At 62.2% G+C, this 23688-nt stretch carries 23 protein-coding genes and 1 rRNA gene; 15 read left to right on the forward strand and 9 right to left on the reverse strand.

The features are described from left to right. From G3O01_RS26190 to G3O01_RS26205, 4 genes are all read right to left on the reverse strand, one after another. Positions 1–103 (reverse strand): 16S ribosomal RNA (locus tag G3O01_RS26190); the annotation flags it as partial. 396 nt (positions 104–499) lie between these two features. Continuing rightward, complete coding sequence (locus G3O01_RS26195; protein ID WP_205809671.1) at positions 500–1636, reverse strand: porin; 1137 nt, start codon at positions 1634–1636, stop codon at positions 500–502. A gap of 77 nt (positions 1637–1713) precedes the next feature. Next, complete coding sequence (locus G3O01_RS26200; protein WP_205809539.1) at positions 1714–2523, reverse strand: ABC transporter substrate-binding protein; 810 nt, start codon at positions 2521–2523, stop codon at positions 1714–1716. Positions 2524–2557: 34 nt separating this feature from the next. After that, a complete protein-coding gene (locus G3O01_RS26205; protein ID WP_346779223.1) occupies positions 2558–3712 on the reverse strand; it encodes an amidohydrolase in 1155 nt (384 codons plus the stop codon). A gap of 108 nt (positions 3713–3820) precedes the next feature. Here G3O01_RS26205 and G3O01_RS26210 point away from each other — a divergent pair, with 108 nt between their 5' ends. The 6 genes from G3O01_RS26210 to ggt all read left to right on the forward strand — a co-directional run bounded on the left by G3O01_RS26210 (position 3821) and on the right by ggt (position 10319). Then, positions 3821–4732: a LysR family transcriptional regulator gene (locus G3O01_RS26210; RefSeq protein ID WP_205809540.1), complete on the forward strand. Its 912-nt coding sequence runs from the start codon at positions 3821–3823 to the stop codon at positions 4730–4732. A gap of 177 nt (positions 4733–4909) precedes the next feature. After that, positions 4910–5977 carry a PAS domain-containing protein gene (locus G3O01_RS26215; protein WP_205809541.1) on the forward strand — a complete coding sequence of 356 codons (1068 nt, stop codon included), beginning with the start codon at positions 4910–4912 and terminating at the stop codon, positions 5975–5977. Continuing rightward, complete coding sequence (locus G3O01_RS26220) at positions 5977–6624, forward strand: response regulator transcription factor (RefSeq protein ID WP_205809542.1); 648 nt, start codon at positions 5977–5979, stop codon at positions 6622–6624. Before G3O01_RS26215 ends, G3O01_RS26220 begins: the two co-directional genes overlap by 1 nt. 160 nt (positions 6625–6784) lie before the next feature. Further along, positions 6785–8056 (forward strand): amidohydrolase family protein, encoded by a 1272-nt coding sequence (locus tag G3O01_RS26225; protein ID WP_205809543.1) that lies wholly within the window; start codon positions 6785–6787, stop codon positions 8054–8056. 27 nt (positions 8057–8083) lie between these two features. After that, a complete protein-coding gene (locus G3O01_RS26230; protein WP_205809544.1) occupies positions 8084–8620 on the forward strand; it encodes a DUF1097 domain-containing protein in 537 nt (178 codons plus the stop codon). Positions 8621–8771: 151 nt separating this feature from the next. Further along, positions 8772–10319 (forward strand): gamma-glutamyltransferase, encoded by a 1548-nt coding sequence (gene ggt, locus G3O01_RS26235; RefSeq protein ID WP_241024287.1) that lies wholly within the window; start codon positions 8772–8774, stop codon positions 10317–10319. Between the two features lie 56 nt (positions 10320–10375). Here ggt and G3O01_RS26240 read toward each other — a convergent pair whose 3' ends face one another. From G3O01_RS26240 to G3O01_RS26260, 5 genes are all read right to left on the reverse strand, one after another. After that, positions 10376–10726 (reverse strand): copper-binding protein, encoded by a 351-nt coding sequence (locus G3O01_RS26240; protein WP_205809546.1) that lies wholly within the window; start codon positions 10724–10726, stop codon positions 10376–10378. After that, positions 10723–13932 (reverse strand): efflux RND transporter permease subunit, encoded by a 3210-nt coding sequence (locus G3O01_RS26245; RefSeq protein ID WP_205809547.1) that lies wholly within the window; start codon positions 13930–13932, stop codon positions 10723–10725. Before G3O01_RS26245 ends, G3O01_RS26240 begins: the two co-directional genes overlap by 4 nt. Further along, on the reverse strand, positions 13929–15461 hold the full coding sequence (locus G3O01_RS26250; protein WP_205809548.1) for an efflux RND transporter periplasmic adaptor subunit: 1533 nt from the start codon (positions 15459–15461) through the stop codon (positions 13929–13931). The genes G3O01_RS26245 and G3O01_RS26250 overlap by 4 nt, the downstream gene beginning before the upstream one ends. Positions 15462–15472: 11 nt before the next feature. Beyond that, entirely contained in the window at positions 15473–16768 is a 1296-nt protein-coding gene (locus G3O01_RS26255; protein ID WP_205809549.1) for a TolC family protein, read from the reverse strand. A gap of 91 nt (positions 16769–16859) precedes the next feature. Further along, positions 16860–17222 carry a hypothetical protein gene (locus G3O01_RS26260; RefSeq protein ID WP_205809550.1) on the reverse strand — a complete coding sequence of 121 codons (363 nt, stop codon included), beginning with the start codon at positions 17220–17222 and terminating at the stop codon, positions 16860–16862. Between the two features lie 124 nt (positions 17223–17346). Here G3O01_RS26260 and G3O01_RS26265 point away from each other — a divergent pair, with 124 nt between their 5' ends. The 9 genes from G3O01_RS26265 (at position 17347) to G3O01_RS26305 (ending at position 23666) form a co-directional block, all read left to right on the forward strand. After that, positions 17347–17679: a metalloregulator ArsR/SmtB family transcription factor gene (locus G3O01_RS26265; protein WP_205809551.1), complete on the forward strand. Its 333-nt coding sequence runs from the start codon at positions 17347–17349 to the stop codon at positions 17677–17679. Positions 17680–17734: 55 nt separating this feature from the next. After that, the gene (locus tag G3O01_RS26270) at positions 17735–18253 is read left to right on the forward strand and encodes an arsenate reductase ArsC (protein WP_205809552.1); all 519 of its coding nucleotides are present in this window, start codon (positions 17735–17737) and stop codon (positions 18251–18253) included. Then, entirely contained in the window at positions 18243–19316 is a 1074-nt protein-coding gene (arsB, locus tag G3O01_RS26275; protein WP_205809553.1) for an ACR3 family arsenite efflux transporter, read from the forward strand. Before G3O01_RS26270 ends, arsB begins: the two co-directional genes overlap by 11 nt. Before the next feature lie 3 nt (positions 19317–19319). Beyond that, the gene (gene arsH / locus G3O01_RS26280) at positions 19320–20081 is read left to right on the forward strand and encodes an arsenical resistance protein ArsH (RefSeq protein ID WP_205809554.1); all 762 of its coding nucleotides are present in this window, start codon (positions 19320–19322) and stop codon (positions 20079–20081) included. 306 nt (positions 20082–20387) lie between these two features. Next, the gene (locus G3O01_RS26285; RefSeq protein ID WP_205809555.1) at positions 20388–21356 is read left to right on the forward strand and encodes a GTP-binding protein; all 969 of its coding nucleotides are present in this window, start codon (positions 20388–20390) and stop codon (positions 21354–21356) included. Between the two features lie 34 nt (positions 21357–21390). Then, a complete protein-coding gene (locus tag G3O01_RS26290; RefSeq protein ID WP_205809556.1) occupies positions 21391–21894 on the forward strand; it encodes a DUF1097 domain-containing protein in 504 nt (167 codons plus the stop codon). A gap of 30 nt (positions 21895–21924) precedes the next feature. Further along, positions 21925–22668: a nitrile hydratase subunit beta gene (gene nthB, locus G3O01_RS26295; RefSeq protein ID WP_205809557.1), complete on the forward strand. Its 744-nt coding sequence runs from the start codon at positions 21925–21927 to the stop codon at positions 22666–22668. An 18-nt stretch (positions 22669–22686) separates the two neighbouring features. Continuing rightward, the gene (nthA, locus tag G3O01_RS26300; protein WP_205809558.1) at positions 22687–23310 is read left to right on the forward strand and encodes a nitrile hydratase subunit alpha; all 624 of its coding nucleotides are present in this window, start codon (positions 22687–22689) and stop codon (positions 23308–23310) included. 11 nt (positions 23311–23321) lie between these two features. Continuing rightward, a complete protein-coding gene (locus G3O01_RS26305; protein ID WP_205809559.1) occupies positions 23322–23666 on the forward strand; it encodes a nitrile hydratase accessory protein in 345 nt (114 codons plus the stop codon). The last annotated feature ends 22 nt before the right edge of the window (positions 23667–23688 follow it).

Genomic DNA, 23688 nt, shown 5'->3' on the forward strand with positions numbered 1-23688 from the left:
TTCGCCACTCGCCGCCAGGGTTGCCCCCGCGCTGCCGTTCGACTTGCATGTGTAAGGCATGCCGCCAGCGTTCAATCTGAGCCAGGATCAAACTCTTCAGTTCAAACCTGTTACTGTTTTTCGGTTCCGTTAAGAACCGGTCGCTCACTCAAAATCACTGACGAAAGATTTGATTGATCAAACCTTCCTCAATTACTTCTGTGTGAGACTCGATTACTTTCGCTATTCCGGCAGTTCGAAAACCACCGTGCGTCGCCATCGAGCACCCACACTTATCGGCTGTTGATTTTTAAAGAACATTCGCTAAAAAGCCGCTGTTTTCTGCTGCTTTCTTGCGTCTCCGTCGTTTGGAGAGGCCGAATTATGCGAGACCCCAAGGGAGCTGTCAACACCCATTTCGAAAAATCTTCATAAATTTTGCGGGGCCAATTCGGCAAGCACTCACCTTCTGAACCTACTCACCCATTGAATCAACGACTTAGCGACAGAACAGCCGCATTCAAAATCTATGACGCAAACCTACTCGTCCGACGAATTGGCGCTGCGTGGACGAACTATCGTCGGCCCCGCCCGTGTAGGCGACATCGAGCGACGTTCCGCTGTCTGCACCAATCGCCTTCTGATAACTGGCCTGTGCGTAGATGTCGGTGCGTTTGCTCAGGCTGTAGTCGAGCATCATTCCAAACGTGTGATATTTCGGCCGATACGATCCAGCCGACGCATCGAGTTTCGCCTGGGTGTAGTCATACATTGCGCCGAACATCAGTGCGGGCGTAATCGCCCAGTTTGCGTTCAGTTCGAAGTTGTCGAACCTGAGCGAGGTCGTGTGCTGTCCCGCGGGCACGATCGAGCCGCTGATGTACGAGTACGAGACTGGGTCCTGCAGATCCGTATGCGTGTACACGAAGCCCACGGTCCACTGGTTCAGCAGATAGTTGACGCCTGCGCCATAGATGCGGTGACGCGCGGCGACAAAACCTGCATCGTCGGTAGTGACCGCGCCGAGTGCATTCGCGCCCGGGTTCCTCACGTTCAACCAGGCCGCACCGAGCGTCAGAGCTCCGACCGTGTAACTCGCGCCGACGCTCTGCGCATTGTTCGTCGACACCTGCCCCGGATTATTCGAGAACGCGTAAGTCGCGCCAGCCCGGAATCCGCCGAAGTTCGCGCTGTTGAACTGCACCGCGTTGTCGAGCCGGAATGAGTTGTCGGTATTGTCGTTGTCGTACGGATGCTGGAACAGAAAGCCGCCCCAGTTACCGTTTGCAGTCAGCGGCGCCAGATATTCGACGAGCGAATCGTACTGACGTCCAAACGTCAGCGTGCCGAGATCAGCGTGCGCAACACCGACATAAGCCTGACGTCCAAACATCCGGCCGCCTTCCATCAGCCGCCCCGAACTGACATCGACGCCATTCTCCAGCTGAAACAAGGCCGTCAGTTTGCCTCCCAGATCTTCCGCTCCCTTGAGTCCCCAGCGACTGCCCTGCGCAGCGCCGCTCATCATTTCCCATACTGCGTGACCACGAACATTGCTCGTGTAGTCGATCCCCTCGTCGACCAGACCATATAGCGTGACGGTGCTTTGAGCCCACGCAGGCGTAAGCGCGCATCCCGCCAGCAATGCGGCGGCCATATGTGCCTTATTCAATTGATGTCCCCGCTGTCGTTATACGTTGTCGTGGCGGGCTAATAGAACCGCCCGCCTTTGCTTCACTTGCCGCCTTGTCCGTCACCGAGGTACTGCTTCTCGAGGCGGCCAATCGTGCCATCCTGCTTAAGCCGGGCGAGTGCGGCATCGAGCGCCTGCAGGGTCCGCGCATCGCCCTTGCGCACGCCAATCACGCTGCTCGCACCGAGAATGGACGGATCGTCGATACGCGGACCCGCGAGTTCGAAGCGAGCGCCCTGCGGCTTCGCGAGAAAGCCCAGGCGCGCCGCCGAACCCACCACGACAGTCGCATCGAGCCGTCCATTGACGAGGTCGGCGTAAATACTGTCCTGATCCTGATACTCGTGAACCTGCACGCCGCGCCCTTCCCAGTTCGCCTTCACGAACGCCGCTTGCGTCGAGCCTTGCAGCACGCCCACACGCTTACCCGCCAACGACGCTGTATCCGGCGTGAGCCGACTGCCGCGCGCCGCGACGAGGCGGATATCCGCTGCGTAGACGGGCTGCGTGAAGTCCATCACAGCCCGCCGCGCCGCTGTCGGCGCCATCGATGCGTTGATCGCATCGAACTTGCGCGCCTGCAAACCGGCGATCAATCCGTCGAAACTGCTTTCCACCCACACGCACTTGACGTTTGCCGCGGCGCACATCGCGTTGCCGATATCAATGTCCAGTCCCGCGAGTCGACCGTCAGGCAGCTTGTACTCGTATGGCGGATAGCTCGGATCGGTGCCGAAGCGCAAGGTCGAGGCAGCGAACGCGCTGCTCGTTGCTTGCATCGCGATGGCGGCGACGAACAATGCCGTCGCGACACGCGCAACACTGCGCGCACGCAATACGTGGTGCTTCATCGAAAACTCCTTGAGGGTGTGAATCGGAAAGGGACTACGCTGCGCAGCGCGCCATGGCGAGCGCCACGAAGAAACGCACGCCGAGAGGCAGCACGTCGTCGTTGAAATCGAATTCGGGGTGATGGCAGTACACGCCGCCCTGGCCAAGCAGCGCATACGCGCCGGGACGGCGCAAAAGAAACTCCGAAAAGTCTTCCGATCCATTGAGCGGCGCAAAATCGCGCAGCACGTTATCGGTGCCGAAGATGCCCTCCGCGACGCGCGCAGCGGCTGCAGCCTGCTCGCGATGATTGATCGTCGCCGGTGAGCTGTTACAGAACTCGACGCTGATCGCACACTCGCTCGCAATGGCGATGCCCTCGCAGATCGCGCGAATGCGGGTCTTGGCCAGCGCGCGCACGCTCTCGTCGAATGCGCGCAGCGTCCCCGTCAATTCCGCGTGAGACGGGATCACGTTCGGCGCGCTGCCCGCATGCACGCTGCCGATGCTCAGGACTGCCGTCGCGCTGGGTTCGATCGAACGGCTCACCACCGTCTGCAATGCGCAGATAAGTTGTCCAGCCGCCATCACCGGGTCTTTGGTCTTTTCAGGGGCCGAGCCATGACCGCCGACACCGTCGATCCGAATCACGACTTCATCGCACGAAGCCAGCATCGCGCCATCGAGCACGCCGAACGTGCCGGGCGCGAAGTGCGGCGCGTTGTGCAGCGCGTAGATTTCGTCGTAGGCGAAGCGCTCTTCGAGACCGTCCGCCAGCATCGCATTCGCGCCGCCGCCCGTTTCTTCCGCCGGTTGAAACACGAGCACGACGGTTCCAGCGAAATCGCGATTGCGGCAGAAGTGGCGCGCGACGCCGAGCAACATCGCCGTGTGTCCATCGTGCCCGCATCCATGAAACACGCCTTGCCGTTGCGAACGGTGCAGCGGGCGGCCTTCTTCTTCCATCGGCAGCGCGTCCATATCGGCGCGCAATGCGATCGGGCGCCCCTTGCCGCGCAGCCCGCGCACGACGCCGACAACGCCTGTGCCTCCCACGCCCGTATGCGTCTCGATGTCCCACGCACGCAACTTTGCAGCGACGAGTTCGCTCGTGCGGTGTTCGTCGAAGGCGATTTCGGGGTTCGCGTGAATGTCCCGCCGCAATGCCACCAGTTCGTCGATATCGATGTCGAGTGCGTTCGTTGCCACTGTGTTCCTCCTTGTATACTCCGGGCGTTCGACTGTGCCGGAGTTCGCATACTAGGGGCGCGACGGCAGCGGGCGATTTCCAATTTCTCATGCTCATAGCTATTGCTTATGGAACGCGGAACTCTCAAGACGACGCAGTTGCAGATGCTCGTCGCGATCGCCGAACACGGCACGCTGATGTCCGCCGCCGATGCACTGAACCTGTCGCAGCCCGCCGTGACAAAGAGCATGAAAGAACTGGAAGCGCGACTCGGCGTGCAGTTGCTGGAGCGCAGCGGCTCGGGCGTACGCCTCACGCGCTACGGCGAAACGCTGCTAAGACGTGCGCGCACTATCGTGGCCGAAATCACGAGCGCGGAACGCGAACTCGAAGAAATGAAATCGGGCGCAGAGCGCACGCTGTCTGTCGGCGTATCGCTGCTCGCTTCATCGATTGCAATGCCCGCTGCGTTGCGCGCGTTTCGCGATCGGCTGCCCGACGTCAGGCTGAACGTGTATGAATGCCTGCCCACGCAGATCATCGACGGATTGCGCGACGGCACGTTCGACCTGTGCGTGGCATTCGTCGCGGACAGCGATGTCACGGCCGAATACCGTGTCGTGCCGCTCGGCGAATCAACGCAGGTTCTGGCCGTTCAACGCGACGATCCGCTGGCACGCGAAACGCACCTGACTAAACTCACGGGCGCGCGCTGGCTCTACAACCACACACGCGACAGTCTTCCCGCTTTCTGGCGCGAACTGTGCGGCAGCCAGACGCTGCCGTTGCCGTCTCGCGTGAACGTCTGCACATCGCAACGGCTCTATGCGCAACTTGCGCAAGAGCCCGGCACGGTCAGCGTGTGGCCTCAGTTCCTGCTGGAAGAACAGGTCCGGCTTGGACACATGGCGCCACTGAATACCGATGCATCCATGTCGCGCCTGACTCTCGGCCTCATGCATCGCCGCGATCTCGTCTTGAGTTCGAGCCTCGAGTACTTCATCGACTGCATTCAACGCACGCGAATCGACGGTGTATAGGCGTCGTTGCCGCGCACAAAGAAACAAAACTCATAAATTGCTGCAGGCGATGAATATGCGGGAAAACTAGAGGCGCGCGCCGTCGTCACTCTGGATATATTGAAAGCGGACGCCCGCCCGCACCGCGAGCCGCGTCGCGAAGCAGAGTTGGAACCTGCGCCCTTTCGAGGAGGAACGGTGGAGACTTACGGCGAACTGCACCGTGCAATCCTGAACAACATCCCCGACCAGGCGTGGCTGAAGGACACGGAATCCCGCTACGTGCTCGTCAACGAAGCGTTCATCACCGCGTGCGGCCGCACCGAAGAAGAGATTATCGGCAGCACGCCTGACAAGGTCTGGCCGTCCGAACTCGGCAAGGTGTACCTGTCCACGGATCGCGCGGCGCTCGAAGGCGGCGTGCGTCGACGCTACGAGGAAACCCGCAAGGGCGCGGATGGCACGCTGCGCTGGTTCGATACCGTCAAGATGCCGATCCGCGATGACGAGGGACACGTTGTCGGCACCGTCGGCATCTCGCGCGACATCACCGACTTCAAGCGCTCTCAGATGGAACTGATCGAGTCACGCTCGCAATTGCGGCAACTCTCGGCCTATCTTCAGTCGATACGCGAAGCAGAACGCACGCGCATCTCACGCGAACTGCACGACGAACTCGGCCAGTTGCTAAGTGGCTTGCGACTCGGACTCAACTACCTGCAAACAGAAACAGCGGCGACCACACCCGAGCATGCCAGTCATGTGCAGATGCTCAAGGACCTCGTCGACGCCACCATGGACGCCGTGCATCGGATTGCGTCCGATCTGCGCCCAGCTGTGCTCGATGAACTCGGCCTGCATGCCGCGCTCGAATGGCTGACGGAATCGTTCACGCAGCGCAATGGCTTGCCGTGCGAACTGCGGCTGTCGATGTCGGAAGCGCTCGCCCATGAGATCGATGCCGAACGCAGCACCGCAATCTTCCGCGTGGTTCAGGAAGCGCTGACCAATGTGAGCCGGCACGCGCGCGCGTCTCGCGTCATCGTCGAGATTCATGCGTGCGACGATCACTGTGTTCTCTCGATCGCCGACGACGGCTGCGGAATGGACACCTCGCGCGCCGCCGGCAGCGGCAGTCTAGGCCTGCTGGGCATGCGCGAGCGCGCGTTGATGCTCGGCGGCCAGCTCAGCGTGGAAAGCCGCACCGGACACGGAACGATCGTCACTGCGCGCATTCCGCTGCATAACCCGTCGGGAGCGCACTGATGATGCGCGTCATGGTTGCCGACGACCACGCGATCATTCGCGATGGCCTGAAGAAAATCATCAACACGGCACAGGACATGCAGGTGGTCGCGGAAGCGATCGACGGCGCGGACCTGATCGAGAAACTGCGCGCGTTATCCGTGGACGTGCTGCTGCTCGACATGTCGATGCCCGGCAAGAGCGGCATCGCGCTGATCCAGCAGATCAAGGCAAGCTACCCGTCGCTGCCCGTGCTGGTGCTCAGCATGTACCGCGAATCGCAATACGCGGTGCAGGCCATTCGCGCCGGCGCAGCCGGCTATCTCACGAAGAATGCCGAGTCCGATCAACTGATGGGCGCAATACGCAAGGTCGCGCGAGGCGGCACCGTCGTCTCGCCGCTGGTCGCCGAGAAGCTCATCAAGCAATTGCATCAACCAGCGAGTTCGTTTCCGCACACGCAGCTCACGGCGCGTGAATTCCAGATCTTCCAGATGCTCGTCGAAGGCAGCGGCATCAACGAAATCGCGCACTGCCTGTCGCTGTCGAGCAAAACCGTCAGCACGCACAAGGCCAACATCCTCACCAAGATGGACATCCCGTCGACGGCGGGACTCGTTCACTACGCCATCCAGCACGGCCTGATCGCCACGGGCACGGACGCCTGAAGTCCGTTCGCTTTGTGCGGTGCGTCTCGGGAAAATCCTAGACGAAAACCAGTCGATCCCGATGCCTTGCCAGGGCGCGCGCCCTTACTCTTTTCTCAACGCAGAGGCTGGCGCGGCCCACATCATCTTCAATCCGTCCGTTATGCAAGGAGAGCGCTTCATGCACGTCAATCTGTTGATCAGAAACGTATGCGTCCGCGACGACGATCCGACCGTCGACATCGCGATCCGCGACGGACGCATCGTGGCGCTGGAGCCGGGCATCGATGCATCGGCGGACGAGATCATCGACGCAGAAGGACGCGCCGCCATTCCGGGGTTGATCGAAGCGCATCTGCATCTGGACAAGGCGTTGCTGCACCGCCGGCTGCCTGCGCGCTTCGGCACGCTCGACGAAGCGATCCGCGTGACGGGCATTCTGAAGAGCAGGCAGGAACGCGACGACGTGCTGGCGCGCTCGCGTCAGGTGCTGGATATGGCCGTGCGCAACGGCACGGTGGCGATACGCGCGCATCCCGATGTCGATCTGATCCAGGGGTTGATCGGTGTCGAGACGCTGCTCGAACTGAAATCCGAATACGAGAGCCTGCTCGATCTGCAGATCGTCGCTTTCCCGCAGGAAGGCATTCTGAAGTCGCAGGGCACGTACGAACTGATGACCGAAGCGCTCAACATGGGCGCGGATGTGGTCGGTGGTTGCCCGTACAACGAACTGAACTGGGCGGACACGCAACGTCACATCGACATGGTGTTCGACATGGCGCAGCGTTTCGATCTTCCCGTCGACATGCATGCCGATTTCGCCGACGACACCACGGACCCGCGTTTTTCCGCGATCGCGTACATCGCGCAGAAGACCATCGACACGTGCTATCAGGGCCGCGTCGCGCTCGGACATGTGACGAGCCTCGGCTCGCTCGATGCCGATACGCTCGGCCCGCTGATGGACCAGATCCGCGCCGCCGACATCAGCATCGTCACCTTGCCCGCGACCGATCTCTATCTCGGCGGCCGCAAAGACCAGGCGAACCAGCGACGCGGCCTCACGCCCGTCAAGGCACTGCACAACGCGGGCGTGAACGTCGCCTATTCGTCGAACAACGTGCGCAACGCGTTCACGCCATTCGGCAAGGCAGACATGCTGCTGATCGGCAATATGCTTGCGCACGTCGCGCAGTTCGGCGTGCCGGAGCATCAGCAGGCGATCCTCGACATGGGCACGCACAACGCCGCGCGTGCAATCGGGCTCGACCGCGACTACGGCATTGCCGTGGGCAAGCAGGCCGATCTCGTGATTCTCGACACGTACAAGGTGGCCGACGCTCTGCTCGATATCCCGCCGAGATCGTGGGTCGTCAAGCGTGGGCGCATCACAGTGGTCACGCATCACCATGCCGAGATTCACCGGCACGCGTGCTGTTGCGCGCAATGAAGTCCTATAAAACTCAAGGAGACAACCATGAAGAAGCTGCCAGCGGAGATCGTTGCATCGTTGCTCGCCGTCACGACGATTCCGATTGCGATGTTGCCGTTGCATTTGCCGCCATGGGCGATATTCATCAGTTGGGCCGCAACGTTCGCAATGGGCGGCCCGACCGCGAAGAACCTCAAGCGCATCTGGCCGACGTTGCCCGTCGGTTCATGCTTTGCATTTTTGATCGTGCTAGGTTTCGAGCAGGCGTCGAAACAGTTCAGCGGCAATTCGCTCGTGCTCGCGCAGATGGTGATCCTGTTCACGCTGAACGGCACGATGATGGCGCTCGCACGGCTGTTCGTCTGCCTGAACTTCATTCCCGGCATGTTCTTCGGCTTTGCGACGTACTTCGGCACGTTGTTCGGCGGTTTCGGTCCTGTCGCACACGATCCCGCGATGGCGCTGGGCGCCGCGATCGCGATGAACGCGCTCGGACCAGCTTATGCATGGGTGAAGGAACGTTACTCGGCGCCGGAAGCGACCGCGCATCGCTGGTGGAAAGGCTGGAAGCCCGAGGTCTGAGGCAAGTTGCAGAACGGTCGCCGCGCGCGTTCGCATAAGACACGCGCGGCAAACATACGATGGAGGCGGGATGGAAGTGTTAGCGCAATCGGCATCGAACGAGACGGCACAGGTGGCCGATGCGTCGAAGCTCGCGAAATCGCCTCACGGCATGGTCACCAGTCCGCATGAACTGGCGAGCGAAGCTGGGCTCGACGTGCTTCGCGCGGGCGGCAACGCGATCGAAGCCGCCATTGCGATCGGCGCCGTGCTGAGCGTGACGTATCCGCACTTTACGGGTCTCGGCGGCGATGCGTTCATGGTGATCAGCGATCGCGCCGGCAACGTTCGCACGCTGTCGGGCATCGGCCAGGCTGCGTCGAATGTTCCTGAGTACCGCGACGCGATTCCCGTGCGTGGACCGGGCGCGACGCTCACGGCCGCCGCCACCGTCGCCGTCTGGGACAAGGCGTACGCGTTGAGCCAGACGGCGTGGCGCGGCACGCAGAAATGGTCGTCACTGTTTTCGCGTGCGATCGACTATGCAGCCAATGGCTTTCCCGTCACGCCGTCTCAGCAGTTCTGGCATGAATTCCGGGCGAACGAGTTGTCGGGCTGGAACGGCTTCGCGGAAGTCTTCGCGCCGCGCGGCCGCATTCCGCAAGCGGGCGAGCAATTCTTCCAGCCCGCGCTCGCGCGCAGTCTCGATGCCATCGCGACGCATGGCGGCCGCGAGTTCTACGAAGGCGATGTCGCAGCGCGGATCGCGGCCGGACTGAAGCAGGTCGGCTCGCCACTGACACGAGACGACCTCGCGCGCGCCCAGGCCCGCGAGGAAGTGCCGCTGCGCGTCGCCTATCGCGACGGCGAGTTGCTAGGTTTGCGCCCGCCGACGCAGGGCGTGACCACGCTGGAAATCATGGGCATTCTCGACCGGTTCGATCTGTCGTCGATTCCCGAAGGCGGCGCCGATTACTACCACGTGCTCGTCGAGGCGGTGAAGCTGGCGTTTATCGATCGCAACCGCTATGTCGCCGATCCGGACTTCGTCGATGTCCCCGTCGACCGGCTGCTGTCGGCCGCGACGCTCGACGCTCATGCGCAGCGTATCCGCATGGATCGCGCGATGCCGTGGCCGCACATGTTCAAGACGGGCGACACAGTCTATATCGGCGCGGCGGATCGGGACGGCAATTGCGTGAGCATGCTGCAAACGGTGTACTTCGATTGGGGCAGCGGCGTCGTGCTCGGTGACACAGGCGTGCTGTGGCACAACCGCGGCGCGTCGTTCAGCCTCGATCCGGGCAGTCCGAATGTCGTGCGCGGCGGCAAGCGGCCATTTCATACGCTCAATCCCGGCATGTATCTGAAAGCAGGCCGGCCGCATCTGCTGTATGGAACGCAAGGCGCGGACGGGCAGCCGCAGACGCTGGCCGCCGTGCTGACGCGCCTGATCGATTACGGCATGGACCCGCTCACTGCCCTGCGCCGGCCACGTTTTCTGCTCGGCAAGACGTTCTCGGACAGCCGCGATACGTTGAAGCTGGAGCAGGACGCTGGTGCATCCGTGTTCAACGAACTCGCGGCGCGCGGCCATCAACTGAGTCCGATTCCCGAGCAGAGTCAGCTGGCAGGACACCCTGGCGCGATTCGCATCGATGCGCAAGGTTTGACGGGCGCGCACGATCCACGCAGCGATGGGCGGGCTTTAGGGCTATGAGGCCGTATGCAAGCCGGTTCGCGAGGCGAATCGGCTTGCACCTCAGTTTCAACGACTCAAGGCTGCTTCTTCAACGTGACGATGGTCAATGCGCCATCGACATTCTCGACGCGAACCTTGACCTTGTCTCCCTCGTGAACCTGCCTGAACATCGCTGCATCCTTCGCCTTGAAGGCCATCGTCATCGGCGGCATGCCGACGTTCTCGAGCGCGCCGTGTTTCAGCGTGACCATGCCTGTCGCTGTGTCGACCTTTTTGACTTCCGCATCGGTTAGCGCCGCGTTCGACGACACCTTCGCCGCGGAAGGCTTCATCGACATGTTCATGCCTGCCATATCGTCGCCGGCGAATGCGGGTCCAGCCATCACAGCTGCCAGCGCAGCAGACGCAACAATCCATTTCTTCATCGGGTTTCTCCAGTTTCGGTAAAGGGCACGCTCGTGCCGTGTGGGACGACTTCGGGGAACCGCTCGTGGCTCGCACGTCGCGCGCGGCGACGCTGCAACAGCAACCAGGCGGCAGGGATGACGAACATCGAAAGAAGCGGCGCAGTGACCATGCCGCCGACCATCGGCGCAGCGATGCGCTGCATGACCTCGGAGCCGGCACCGTGTCCGATCATGATGGGGATGAGGCCCGCGAGCACCACTGCCACCGTCATTGCTTTCGGCCGCACGCGCAGCACCGCGCCTTCGCGAATGGCATCGAGCAGCACGGCCTCGGTGAACGGTTCGCCGTCTGCAAGGCGGCGATTGAGCGCGCCCTTCAGATAGAGCAGCATCACGACGCCGAACTCCGCTGCAACGCCAGCAAGCGCAATGAACCCGACCGACGTCGCAACCGACACCGCGTGTCCCAGCATCCAGATCAGCCAGAACCCGCCGACCAGCGCGAATGGCACCGTCGACATCAACAGCAATGCATCGGCTGCCGAATTGAACGTGAGAAACAGAAGCACGAAGATGACGACCAGCGTCACGGGTATCACCGTGCGCAGCTTCGCTGCCGCTCGCTCCAGATACTCGAACTGTCCGGACCACGCGATCGAATAGCCCGGCGGCAACGTCACCTTCTCCGCGACGGCGCGCTGCATCGCTTTCACGGCCGACTGCAGATCCGTATTGCGGATATCGACGTAGACGAAACCGGAGAGCCGCGCATTCTCGCTGCGAATCGACGGCGGACCATCGTTGATGGCGATATGCGCGACATCGCCGAGCTGGATTTGCGCACCGCGCTCCGTGACGACGGGCAACTGGCGCAACTTCTCCAGCGAATCACGCACCTCGCGCGGATAGCGAATGTTGATCGGAAAACGCTCGCGTCCGGCGATGACCTCGCCGACGTTTTCCCCGCCCACCGCCGACGACACGACCGCCTGGATATCCGCCACCGACAGCCCATAGCGCGCCGCCGTCAGCCGGTCGATATCGACGTCGATATATCGCCCGCCATTCAAGCGCTCGGCAAGCGCGGAGGTCACGCCCGGCACGCCCTTCACGGCCGCCTCGACCTGGGTTGCGATCCTGTCGATCTGCGTCAGGTCGGGGCCGGAAATCTTGACCCCGACGGGCGTCTTGATGCCCGTCGACAGCATGTCGATGCGATTGCGAATCGGCGGAACCCATACGTTCGACAACCCGGGCACCTTCACCGTGCGGTCGAGTTCATCGACCAGTTTTTCCGGCGTCATGCCGGGCCGCCACTGGCTGCGCGGCTTGAACTGGATCGTCGTCTCGAACATCTCGAGACCGGGTGCCGGATCCGTCGCAGTGTCGGCGCGCCCTGCCTTGCCGAACACGGTCGCCACTTCCGGCACGGTCTTGATGAGCCGGTCGGTCTGCTGCAGCAACTCGCTGGCTTTTTCGGCGGAGATACTCGGCAGCGCGGTCGGCATGTACAGCAGGTCGCCTTCGTCGAGCGGCGGCAGGAATTCGCCGCCTAACCGCGAAACGGGGACGATAGTGGCAGCCAGCGCGATGACGGCGACACCAATGGCAAGCCATGGACGGCGCAGTGTTGCTTCGAGCAGCGGCCTGTACAGCCGGATCAACACGCGGTTGATGGGGTTGGCGTTCTCGTGCGGAATGCGGCCACGGATCAGATACCCCATCAGCACAGGCACGAGCGTCACGGACAGCCCCGCTGCGGCCGCAATCGTGTACGTCTTCGTGTACGCCAGCGGCGACACGAGTTTGCCCTCCTGTCCTTCCAGCGAGAACACCGGAATAAACGACAGCGTGATGATCAGCAGCGAGAAGAACAGCGCGGGCCCGACCTCGGCGGCGGAAGTGGCAATCAGTTCCCAGCGCTGTGCAGCCGTGAGTTCCTTATCAGGAAACGCATGCTCGAACGCCTCCAGATGCTTGTGCGCGTTTTCTATCATCACGATGGCTGCATCGATCATCGCGCCTATGGCAATCGCAATGCCGCCGAGCGACATCAGGTTCGCATTGATGCCCTGATAGCGCATCACGATGAACGCGGCCAGTACGCCGAGCGGCAACGACAGGATCGCCACGAACGCGCTGCGCAGGTGGAACAGAAAAACCGCGCACACCAGCGCGACGACAATGAACTCCTCGATGAGCTTGTCCTTGAGGTTGTCCACTGCGCGGTCGATGAGTTGCGAGCGGTCGTAGGTCGTGACGACCTCGACACCCGGCGGCAGCGAGCGCTTCAGGTCGGCCAGCTTTGCCTTGACGGCCTCGATGGTCGACAACGCGTTCTTGCCCGAACGCATGACGATCACGCCGCCTGTCACCTCGCCCTGACCGTTCAGTTCAGCGACGCCGCGCCGCGTTTCCGGTCCGATCTGGATACGCGCCACGTCGCCGAGCAGCACGGGCGTACCGGCATCGTTTGTCCGAAGCACGACGTGGCGGAAGTCATCCAGCGAATGCAGATAGCCGGACGAGCGGACCACGTATTCGGATTCGGCGAGTTCGACCACCGAGCCACCCGATTCCTGATTGGCCTTGCCCAGCGCATCGGCCACCCTCTGTTGCGTGATGCCGTACGCGCGCAGCTTGTCGGGATCGAGCACGACCTGGTACTGACGCACCATCCCGCCAATGCTCGCGACCTCCGACACATCCGGCACCGACTTCAATTCGAACTTCAGGAACCAGTCGTTCAACGCACGCAGTTGTCCGAGATCGTGCTGCGCGGTGCGGTCGACGAGTGCGTACTCGTACACCCAGCCTACGCCCGTCGCGTCCGGTCCCAGCGAGACCGTGGCGCCCGGCGGCAGGCGGCTTTGCACCTGGTTCAGATATTCGAGTACGCGCGAACGCGCCCAGTACTGGTCGGTTTTGTCATCGAACAGTACGTAGACGAACGCGTCGCCGAACGCTGAATACGCGCGGATGGCCTTGGCGCCCGGCACGCCGAGCAGCGTCGTGGTGAGCGGATAGGTCACCTGGTCTTCGATGACCTGAGGCGCCTTGCCCGGATACGATGCCTTGATGATTACCTGCGTGTCGGACAGATCGGGCAACGCATCGAGCGGTGTCTGCGTGACCGAATAGACGCCCCACGCCGTCAGGAGAACGGTCGCGAGCAGCACAAGGAACCGGTTGTGTATGGACCAGCGAATGAGGCGCGCAATCATCTTGCACCTCCTGCAGGTTCGACCTTCGTCAACTGGTAGCCGTCATCCGATTGCCTGAAAACGAAATGCACCGTCTCGCCGGGCTTGATGTCCGCGAATGCATCGGACGCGGGCTTGCTGAAGGCCATCGTCATCGCAGGCCAGCCGAGCGCTGGAACAGGTTGATGCGAGAACGTGATGTCTTTCGGCGTGACCTTTTCGACCTTGCCGGTCGTCTCGTACGTCTGCGTCGCTGCGGGCGCGGAAGGTTGCGTCGAACCAGATGTCTCGGCTGCCGTACCGCTGTCGAGTCTCGGCAGAACCGATTTCAGGCTCGCTTCGGAATCGATCAGGAACTGGCCGGATGCGACGACCGAGTCGCCGTCGTTCAGTCCGCTGAGTATCTCGGTCTCGTTGCCGACGTCGTTGCCCACTGTTACCGAGACGGGTTGCAGACGGCCATCGCCGTTCTTCACGATGACAACGGAGCGCTTGCCCGTCGCGATCACCGCTTCCGACGGCACGAGTAGCCGCGATACCGCCTTCTGACCCGCGACGCGCACGCGCATCAGCATGCCCGGCGTCAGTTTGAGCGCGGCGTTGTCGATTTCCAGACGCGCCTGCAGCGTGCGGCTGGTGCTGCTGATGCCGGGCAGGATTTCGCGTATCTGTCCGTTGAAGCGCTGCGACAGGTCGCCGGCAAACGTCGCATCGACTGTCATGCCGGGCTGCACGCTGAGCGCCAACGCCTCGGGAATCTCGACGATGAGCCAGAGCTTCGACAGACCTGCGACCTTCGCGAGCGTCTGCCCCGGCGTCACCATCGCGCCGCTGCGAACGTTCAACTCGCTCACGACGCCCGTCTCCGGCGAAGTCAGCACGATATGCGTCTGCGCCTTGCCGCTCCGCTCGAGCGCCGCGATGACGCCATCGGGAATCGAGAGCGCACGCATTCGGGCCCGGGACGCTTCCAGCAAGCTGCCATTCATACCGCCGCGCCTGAGCGCGAGATACTCTTCCTGCGGCGCGAGCCAGTCAGGCACGAACAGCGACGCGATTGGCGCACCCTTTGCGATGCGCTGCATCGGCGCACTCGCATAGAGATGATCGATGTAACCCGTCACGCGCGTCTGAACGACGTCCGACTTCGATTCATCGAACTGCGTGGTGCCGACAGCATCGAATCCTGCCGACGTTTCCTGCCTGCGCACGGTTGCGTATCGGATGCCAAGGTTCTGCTGGAGACCGGGGTCGATCTTGATGCCCGTCGAACCGCCGCCCTCATCCGCATAGACAGGCTGAAGCTGCATATCCATGAAGGGCGATTTGCCCGGCTTGTCGAAGTGCTGCGCCGGGACCATCGGGTCGTGCCAGTACAGCACCTTGCGTCCCGTTGCCGGGTCGGCCTTGTCGCTGGACGTCGTGCTGGTGACGGCGGCGCCTGCTCCGTCAGTCGTCGAACGATGCGTGCCGGCGACATAGCCAGCCGCGAGCAGCGCCGCCGCCGCGAACACCATCAGTGCCGCGCGCGCCAGTTGTTTCTTTTGCATGTTGGTCTCCTTTACTGACCCACGGACATCGACGCCGGCACCACCTGATACTCGAGCTGCGCCCATGTCTGGGACACGTCGCGCTGCAGGTCCAGCACCTGAAGTTCGGCTTCGAGCTGCGCACGCCGCGCGGCAAAGGTATCGGCGAGCGAGCCTGTGCCCGCCTTGTAGGCAGCAGTCGCAAGCTGCACGCGCTGGCCCGCAACCGGAAGCAGGGAGTTGGAGAGAAGAGTGATGCGCTCGCGACCGCTGTCGAGCGTCGTGGACTGCGTGCGGATGTCCGCGTCCACCTGACGTTGCGCGTCTTCGTACATCAGCCGCGCCCGCGTGGCGAGTTCCGATTTTTCGCTCGCATCGCGGTCCTGGCGATTCTTGCGATTGATCGGCAGCGGAATGCTGACGCCTATCGACACCATGTTCGAGTACGCGCCACCGCGTTGCTGATAGGCGACTTCCCATGTCCAATTCGGGTTGCGGTTGCTGTTCGCGACGGCCGTATCGGCATCGGCGACGGCGATGTCACGCGACGCTGCAACGAGTGCGGGCTGCACCTCGCGCAATTCCTCTGGCGGCAGCGAAGACACATACGACCGCGGCGCGGGCGGCTCGCCGGTGACGTCGGCGACGGGGGTCGCCGTCCATCTGGAAAGACCGATCAGTGAGGTCTGGAATGTTTGCCGGGCCTTGAGCAGCTGGTCCTGTGTCTGTGCCAGCATCGCCTGCGCCTGCGTGACATCGGCAGCGGTCGCCTTTGCCCCGCGATACGACGCTTTCGTCGCGTCCAGCTCGTGCGTCATGTGATCGACGAGTTCCTGCTGCAGCAAGACCGCCTTCTTCGCGTAGATCGCGTTCAGCCATGCGGTAGCAGTCTGCTGCCGCGTGTTCGCGAGCTGGGCAAGATATCCCGCCCGCTCCCGGTCGACGACATCGTTCGCCAGTTCGGACCGGAGCCGGCGTTTTTCACCCGACACCCATTCCTGCTCGATGCCGATACGGCGCATCGTCATGAAATCCTGGCCGACGGTGAATTTCTGTTGCCCCGTCACAGGCAGATTGTCGACGCCCGCCTTGAGCGTCGGATCGGGCAACTGGCCGGCGCGTAACGCCGCTTCCGAACTGGCGCGCACCGACGCCTGCGCCGCGCCCATCGCGGCGGAATGATCGGTTGCGGCCTGAAGCGCGGCGTCGAGTGTGACGGGTGTTTCCCGAGCGTGAGCGGCCACGCTCGCGAGCATCAGCGCGGCGACAAGCGAATGCGCGCGCAGCGACGCACGCCGGTATGACGGCGTGCCAAAAGTGGATGGCATGTCTAACCCCAACGGCGGAGTCCCAAAGGGAATCCACGTCCTGAATGCAGGACGACCTCGCCGCTAATGCGGCGAACCTGTCAGCAAGGGATCAGATCGCGCGAGGAGGTCGCCAGAGACCGGCCGGCTCGCGGACGGTGAGCGACTGCGCGTAGTGGAAGACGACTGGGCTGGTGAGCCCGGCGGGACGGGTTACCTCGATGGCAGGCACCGGGTGATACAGACTGCCAAGCTGGCATTGCGCCGTTGCCTTGCAGAAGAAGCCTCTGGCTTTTCCCGTTGGCGAAGACTTCGTCATCTCGCAACCGGGCATCTCCGACGACATCGCGCTGGCGTCGTCGGAACTCATGCTCATCTGCATCGGACAGTCGCCCGTCAAGCCGCTCGCTGCCAGCCCACTGATGGGCAGCACAGCGCAAAGCAGCACGAGGAGCAAGGTCCGGAGGAAGTTCATCGCCCGGATTATAGCGGAGCTTTTCTGCGATCACCGCGCGACGTTTCGAGGATCACACCGTACTCTTCGCCCCTTCATTTCAACATTTCTTGAAATATAAAATCGATCGATGTAAAGTGCCCTCATGGACACGAACACCGCCGTACGCGCGCTCGGCGCGCTCGCTCACGAATCCCGTCTCGCGATCTTTCGCCAGCTCGTCGTTGCCGGCCCCGAAGGCATGGCGGCGGGCGAGATCGCGCAGCAGTTAGGTATTTCGCCTTCCGGCCTGTCGTTTCACCTCAAGGACCTCACACACGCTGAACTGGTGAGTCCGCGACAGGAAGGACGTTTCGTCATCTACACCGCGAATTTCGACGCTATGACGACGCTGATCGGCTTTCTCACTGAGAACTGCTGCGCGGGCGCGCCATGCGCCGCCAGCGGTCTTTCCAGTTGCTGTGTAGACGAAACGTGAAGCGGATGCACACGCACGCCGCCTTCAATCACTTCGCATCACGCCAGCCCCGCACATGAGCGACAAAACGTATTCCGTACTGATTCTCTGCACCGGCAACAGCGCACGCAGCATCATGGCCGAAGCATTGTTCAACGTGCTTGGCAAAGGCAGGTTTCGCGCGTACAGCGCGGGCAGCCATCCATCGGGCGCGGTCAATCCGTTTGCGATCGAGAAATGCGTCGCACTCGGCTACGACACCGCAGCGATGCGCAGCAAAAGCTGGGACGAATTCGCGACGCCCGACGCGCCGCAGATGGACTTCGTCATCACCGTATGCGATCAGGCCGCCGGTGAAGTCTGTCCGATCTGGCCAGGCAAGCCGGTCACCGCGCACTGGGGCTTCGAAGATCCCGCCGCAGCGCAAGGCACCGACGATGAGAAGCGCAAGGTCTTCGACAAGGTTTATCGACAGATCATGAATCGCGTCAGCCAGTTCGTGAACCTGCCATTGCATATGCTCGATCACAACGCGATTCAACGTGAAATGCGGGCCATTGGCGAGCGTCCGGCAGAAGAACACGATGAGCGCTGAGGCTCGCGCGATTGGCTTCTTCGAGCGCTATCTCACCGTCTGGGTCGCGCTGTGCATCGTAGCGGGCGTGCTGCTCGGCCAGCTACTCCCGGGCCTCTTTCAGGCGATCGGACGCATGGAAGTCGCGCACGTCAATCTGCCCGTCGGCGTGCTGATCTGGGTGATGATCATCCCGATGCTCATCAAGATCGACTTCTCGGCGATGAAGCAGGTCAGCAGCCAGTGGCGCGGCATCGGCGTGACGCTCGTGGTCAACTGGCTCGTGAAGCCTTTCTCGATGGCGATGCTGGGCTGGCTGTTCATCCGCCACGTGTTCCGGCCCTGGCTGCCTGCCGAACAACTCGACAGCTACGTCGCGGGTCTGATTCTGCTGGCGGCGGCGCCCTGCACCGCGATGGTCTTCGTGTGGTCGCAATTGTGCAAAGGCGATCCGTATTTCACGCTTTCGCAGGTGGCCTTGAACGACTCGATCATGGTGGTGGCTTTCGCGCCGCTCGTCGCCCTGCTGCTCGGGCTGTCGGCGATTTCGGTGCCGTGGGACACGCTGCTCATATCCGTTGCGCTCTATATCGTCATTCCCGTGGCAATCGCGCAAGTGTTGCGCCGCTCGCTGCTGCAACGAAGCGAAGCGCATTTCCATAGCGTCGTTGCGCGGCTCTGCCCGTGGTCGATCTGCGCGTTGCTCGCGACGCTGGTCCTGCTATTCGCGTTTCAAGGTCAGGCCATCGTCGCGCAGCCGCTGGTGATCGCAATGCTCGCCGTGCCGATCCTGATTCAGGTGTTCGTGAATTCCGGTCTGGCTTATATGCTCAATCGCAGGCTTGGCGTCGCGCATTGCGTCGCGGGTCCATCGAGTCTGATTGGTGCAAGCAACTTCTTCGAACTGGCGGTCGCCACGGCAATCAGCCTGTTCGGCTTTCACTCGGGCGCGGCCCTCGCAACCGTCGTGGGCGTGTTGATCGAAGTGCCTGTGATGCTGCTTGTCGTGGGCATCGTGAACCGTTCACAGGCGTGGTACGAATCCGGGCCGCGCAAAGTCGCACCCAGCTTGCGGAGTCATTGAAATATGCCGAGCGATCTGCCGAACGTGAGCGCCTCGTACCTTGAAACACCCGATATCGGCAAGCTGACGCCGGCGACGATATCGACGCATCCGCCGCGTATCCTGCTGCTCTACGGCTCGTTGCGGACAACCTCGTATAGCCGGATGCTGACGCTCGAGGCCGAGCGCATCCTCCGGCATTTCGGCGCGGACACACGGGTGTTCGATCCGCATGGTCTTCCGCTCACCGACAGCGTTCCGGCGGATCATCCGAAGGTCGTCGAACTGCGCAAGCTGTCAGAGTGGTCCGAGGGACACGTCTGGTGCAGCCCGGAGCGTCACGGCAACCTGACGGCCGTGTTCAAGAACCAGATCGACTGGCTGCCGCTCGAAAGCGCCGGCATACGGCCGACGCAAGGCCGCACGCTGGCCGTCATGCAGGTATGCGGCGGCTCGCAATCGTTCAATGCGGTGAATGCGCTGCGCGTGCTCGGCCGCTGGATGCGGATGGTGACGATCCCCAATCAGTCATCCGTTGCGAAGGCCTGGCAGGAGTTCGATGCCGATGGCCGGATGAAGCCTTCGTCCTACTACGACCGCGTGGTCGATGTGATGGAAGAGCTGTTCAAGTTCACGCTGCTCGTGCGTGACCGCTCGGATTATCTGACCGATCGCTACAGTGAGCGCAAGGAAGCGGCGCCTGCCGTTGCCAGCACGCTTGCCGGTGCAGCCATGCGGCACGAAACCAACGCCAATGCCGACACCGACGACGGCGAAACCGAATGAGGAATCCGGACGCGCTGCGCGTCACATGTCGCTGATGCGACCGGCGCCGGATACGCCCGCTTCGATGCATCTCCCGCACCGTTTGCGATCACGCGCGCCCCATTGTCGATAGCCCCACCCGCTCGCGACTCAGCGAGCATTCTGTCCGTCTGACACCGTTCCGGCAAATCCAGCAAGCCGGGCCGCATATTCCTGCCAACTATGGTCGCCCCGAAGACAGCGGCGAAAATTCGGCCTGGAAGTCGCTAAGAATCGTACGTTCACAACTCGCGCACCGCCGCAAGGCAAGCGCCAAGGACGATCGCGATGCGACTCAAGACCATCCCCACGACCGTGGTGACCGGCTTTCTCGGCGCCGGCAAGACCACGCTCGTCAATCACATTCTCGACTCGACGCGGCCGATGCAGATCGGCATCGTCGTGAACGAGTTCGGCGAAGTCGGTATCGACGGTCAGTTGATCGTCGCTGACGAAGAAGCCGTCGTCGAGATCAACAATGGCTGCGTGTGCTGCACGGTGCGCACGGATCTCGTTGCGAGCGTGCGCGATCTGCTCGCGCGTTTCGGCGACCGGCTCGAGCGGCTGATCGTCGAGACATCGGGTCTCGCCGATCCCGCGCCTGTTTTGCAGACCTTTCTCGCCGATCCCGACGTGCGCGAGCGCGTCGAACTCGAAGCCGTCGTTGCCGTGATCGATGCGTTGCATGCGAACGCGCAACTCGACGACGACATCGCGCGAGAGCAGGTCGTGTTCGCCGACCGGATCATCGTCAACAAGACCGACGTCGCGTCGCCGCAAGCCGTCGATGCGCTGGTCGAACGCATTCGCCAGCTCAATCCCACCGCGCAGATCGACTTTGCGAATCACTCGGCCGTCGCTATCGACACGCTGCTCGGCGTGCGCAGTTTCTCGCTCGACAACCTGCTCGCCGTCGAACCCGATCTGCTCGACGAAACCGGTCACGACCACGAACACGACGACACGATCGCATCGTGCGCGTTCGTCGTGCCCGGCGCCGTCGACGCACAGCGTTTCAACCAGTGGATCAACCAGCTCGTGCAGACCGACGGCCAGCAACTGCTGCGCATGAAGGGCGTGCTGAACCTGCACGACGAAGCGCGGCGCCTGCATTTCCACAGCGTTCACATGCTGCTCGATGCGAAGTTCGGCAAGGCATGGTCGCGCGACGAAAGCCGCGAAAACCGTTTCGTGATGATCGGCAGAAACATCGACGCCGAACGGATGCGCGACGGTCTGTTGAGCTGCATGCACTAACCCTTTTCCCCATCTTTACCGAAGGAGCACGCAAATGAAAAAGCCTGAAGCCTACACATTGAGCATCGGCGTTCTTGCTGTCGCCGATACCTACCTCACCGGCACCGTATTGCCCGTTCCCGTCTGGGTGACGTTCATCGCGTGGGCATCGTTCTTCGTGCTCGGCGGCGGACGCGCCGGATTCGTCAAGAGCGTCGCGTCGAATCTGACAGGGCTCGCGATTGCCTCGCTGACGCTGCTGTTCATCTCGACGACGAGCGGCAGTGCATTGGCCGTCGCGGTGCTGGTCGGCATCGGCAGCGCGGCGATGGTGCAGGCGTCGAAGATCAAGCTGCTCGATGTGTTGCCTGCCATCGTGTGGGGCTTTGCATCGACGGTCGGCACCACTGTCGCCACGGGCAAGGCCATCACGACGGCAGGCATCGCGAACCCTGCGTTGGTCGCTGCGACTGCGCTCGTGACAGGCGCCGTGTTCGGCTTCGTGTCGGAAGTCGTCGGCGAAGCGCTGGCATTCAAGCGCGAGCACCGGCTCAGCTAATTCACTCTCCATCACTCTGCGGAGCGAACCGTGAAACTACAGCATCACCTTGGCGGCATAGAAAACCTCGGCCCTGTCAGCACCGAAACGCGCGTGTTCGTCGAGCCGTGGGAAAAGCGCATCTTCGGCATTCATACCGTAATGATGGCCGAAAGTGCGCATCTCAAGGACGCGTTGCATGCTTATCCGATCGAAGCGCTGCCCACGTCGTTCAAGAACGACTGGACGTGGGCGTCGCTGCGCACGGGCGCCGAAGACATGCAGCCGTTCGAGTACTTCAAGTATCGCTACTACGAGAAGTGGCTAGGCGGCATTTCCCAGTTCTTCGTCGATCAGGGTTACATCACAGCCGAAGAGCTTGCACAGAAGACCGCGCACTATCGCGAGAATCCGCAAGCCACCTTGCCCGACAAGCCGGACGCCGCGCTCTTCACGCAGATCGATGCGTATCTGCAGAACGGCGATTCGGGCTATCACTCGCTCGAAAGCCCGGCGCGATTTGCGAAAGGCGACACGGTGCGCATCGCCGACCCCGACGCCGTCGATCACACGCGCCTGCCCGGCTATCTGCGCAACAAGACGGGCGTTGTTGACCTGGTCTATCCGGGCGCGTTTTCGTACTTCGTATCGACGGGCGTGGACGGTATCGGCGAGCCGATGCCTGTCTACCGGATCGCCTTCGATGTCGCCGACATCTGGGGCGAAGGCAAGAGCGAAGCGAACACCACCATTTACGCCGATCTGTACGAAGCCTACGTGCAGCCGGCCAACTAAACCGACAGCGAGACCAGCATGACCCAACTGTTCGAATATCCGGAAGACCGCGAAGCATCGAGCGCCGCGAAAGTGCGCGCACTCGAAGCGCTGCTGATCGAGAAAGGCGTGATCGGCAGCGATTCCGTCGATGCCGTGCTCGCGCACTTCGAGACGATGGCCGGTCCGTTCAACGGCGCGAAGATCGTCGCGCATGCGTGGGTCGATCCCGCGTATAAGCAGCGCCTGATCGAAGACACGCCGAAGGCTATCGCCGAACTGTCGCTGCCGCTCGGCATGGCAGGCGCGGAAGGCGAACACATGGCGGCCGTCGCCAACGACGCAGATGTCCACAACCTGATCATCTGCACGCTGTGCTCGTGCTATCCGTGGCCCGTGCTCGGGCTGCCGCCATACTGGTACAAGGACCCGGTGTTTCGCGCGCGCGGCGTGCGCGAACCGCGCGCCGTATTGCAGGAATTTGGCGTAAGCGTGCCTGCGGAAAAAGAAGTGAAGGTGTGGGACAGCAGCGCGCAGATCCGCTGGTTCGTGGTGCCTGAGCGCCCCGCGAATACAGAGCATCTGAGCGAGGAAGAACTCGCCGCGCTCGTCACGCCGGAATCGATGATGGGTGTCGCGCTCGTCGCCGCGCCCGTTGCCTGAGGACGCACGTCATGTTCACGCGCTTCGAGGAATACGCTGCAGCGTCGATGCTCGGCACGCCCGACTCGCCGCCGCGTCTGGACGGCAAGCTGTTTTTCACCAATCGCTGGGAACGCGATGTGTTCGGTCTCGCGCTATCGCTATCGAAAGCAGGCTGCTTCGAATGGGAAGACTTTCGACAAAGCCTGATCGCATCGATTGCGAAGTGGGAAATCACTGACTGCGAGAACCAGCCGCGCTGGGACTACTACGAACGCTTTCTCGAAGCGCTGCTGAACGTGGTCGAAGCGCATGGCGTGCTGTCGCGCGATGAACTGAAAAAGGTCATCACCGCGCGTCGCGCGGCGGCTGCGTGAACATCACTCCAACATTCATTCA

Origin of the sequence: Burkholderia sp. Ac-20365 (genome assembly GCF_017104715.1) — a bacterium.
In the GTDB taxonomy this organism is placed as follows: Bacteria; Pseudomonadota; Gammaproteobacteria; order Burkholderiales; family Burkholderiaceae; genus Paraburkholderia.

Excerpts from the sequence above, each read along its gene's own strand:
- G3O01_RS26195 (WP_205809671.1), bottom strand. The coding sequence starts at position 1,636 with ATGGCCGCCGCATTGCTGGCGGGATGCGCGCTTACGCCTGCGTGGGCT.
- G3O01_RS26200 (WP_205809539.1), bottom strand. The coding sequence starts at position 2,523 with ATGAAGCACCACGTATTGCGTGCGCGCAGTGTTGCGCGTGTCGCGACG.
- G3O01_RS26210 (WP_205809540.1), top strand. The coding sequence starts at position 3,821 with ATGGAACGCGGAACTCTCAAGACGACGCAGTTGCAGATGCTCGTCGCG.
- G3O01_RS26220 (WP_205809542.1), top strand. The coding sequence starts at position 5,977 with ATGATGCGCGTCATGGTTGCCGACGACCACGCGATCATTCGCGATGGC.
- G3O01_RS26225 (WP_205809543.1), top strand. The coding sequence starts at position 6,785 with ATGCACGTCAATCTGTTGATCAGAAACGTATGCGTCCGCGACGACGAT.
- G3O01_RS26230 (WP_205809544.1), top strand. The coding sequence starts at position 8,084 with ATGAAGAAGCTGCCAGCGGAGATCGTTGCATCGTTGCTCGCCGTCACG.
- ggt (WP_241024287.1), top strand. The coding sequence starts at position 8,772 with ATGGTCACCAGTCCGCATGAACTGGCGAGCGAAGCTGGGCTCGACGTG.
- G3O01_RS26240 (WP_205809546.1), bottom strand. The coding sequence starts at position 10,726 with ATGAAGAAATGGATTGTTGCGTCTGCTGCGCTGGCAGCTGTGATGGCT.
- G3O01_RS26245 (WP_205809547.1), bottom strand. The coding sequence starts at position 13,932 with ATGATTGCGCGCCTCATTCGCTGGTCCATACACAACCGGTTCCTTGTG.
- G3O01_RS26250 (WP_205809548.1), bottom strand. The coding sequence starts at position 15,461 with ATGCAAAAGAAACAACTGGCGCGCGCGGCACTGATGGTGTTCGCGGCG.
- G3O01_RS26255 (WP_205809549.1), bottom strand. The coding sequence starts at position 16,768 with ATGCCATCCACTTTTGGCACGCCGTCATACCGGCGTGCGTCGCTGCGC.
- G3O01_RS26260 (WP_205809550.1), bottom strand. The coding sequence starts at position 17,222 with ATGAACTTCCTCCGGACCTTGCTCCTCGTGCTGCTTTGCGCTGTGCTG.
- G3O01_RS26265 (WP_205809551.1), top strand. The coding sequence starts at position 17,347 with ATGGACACGAACACCGCCGTACGCGCGCTCGGCGCGCTCGCTCACGAA.
- G3O01_RS26270 (WP_205809552.1), top strand. The coding sequence starts at position 17,735 with ATGAGCGACAAAACGTATTCCGTACTGATTCTCTGCACCGGCAACAGC.
- arsB (WP_205809553.1), top strand. The coding sequence starts at position 18,243 with ATGAGCGCTGAGGCTCGCGCGATTGGCTTCTTCGAGCGCTATCTCACC.
- arsH (WP_205809554.1), top strand. The coding sequence starts at position 19,320 with ATGCCGAGCGATCTGCCGAACGTGAGCGCCTCGTACCTTGAAACACCC.
- G3O01_RS26285 (WP_205809555.1), top strand. The coding sequence starts at position 20,388 with ATGCGACTCAAGACCATCCCCACGACCGTGGTGACCGGCTTTCTCGGC.
- G3O01_RS26290 (WP_205809556.1), top strand. The coding sequence starts at position 21,391 with ATGAAAAAGCCTGAAGCCTACACATTGAGCATCGGCGTTCTTGCTGTC.
- nthA (WP_205809558.1), top strand. The coding sequence starts at position 22,687 with ATGACCCAACTGTTCGAATATCCGGAAGACCGCGAAGCATCGAGCGCC.
- G3O01_RS26305 (WP_205809559.1), top strand. The coding sequence starts at position 23,322 with ATGTTCACGCGCTTCGAGGAATACGCTGCAGCGTCGATGCTCGGCACG.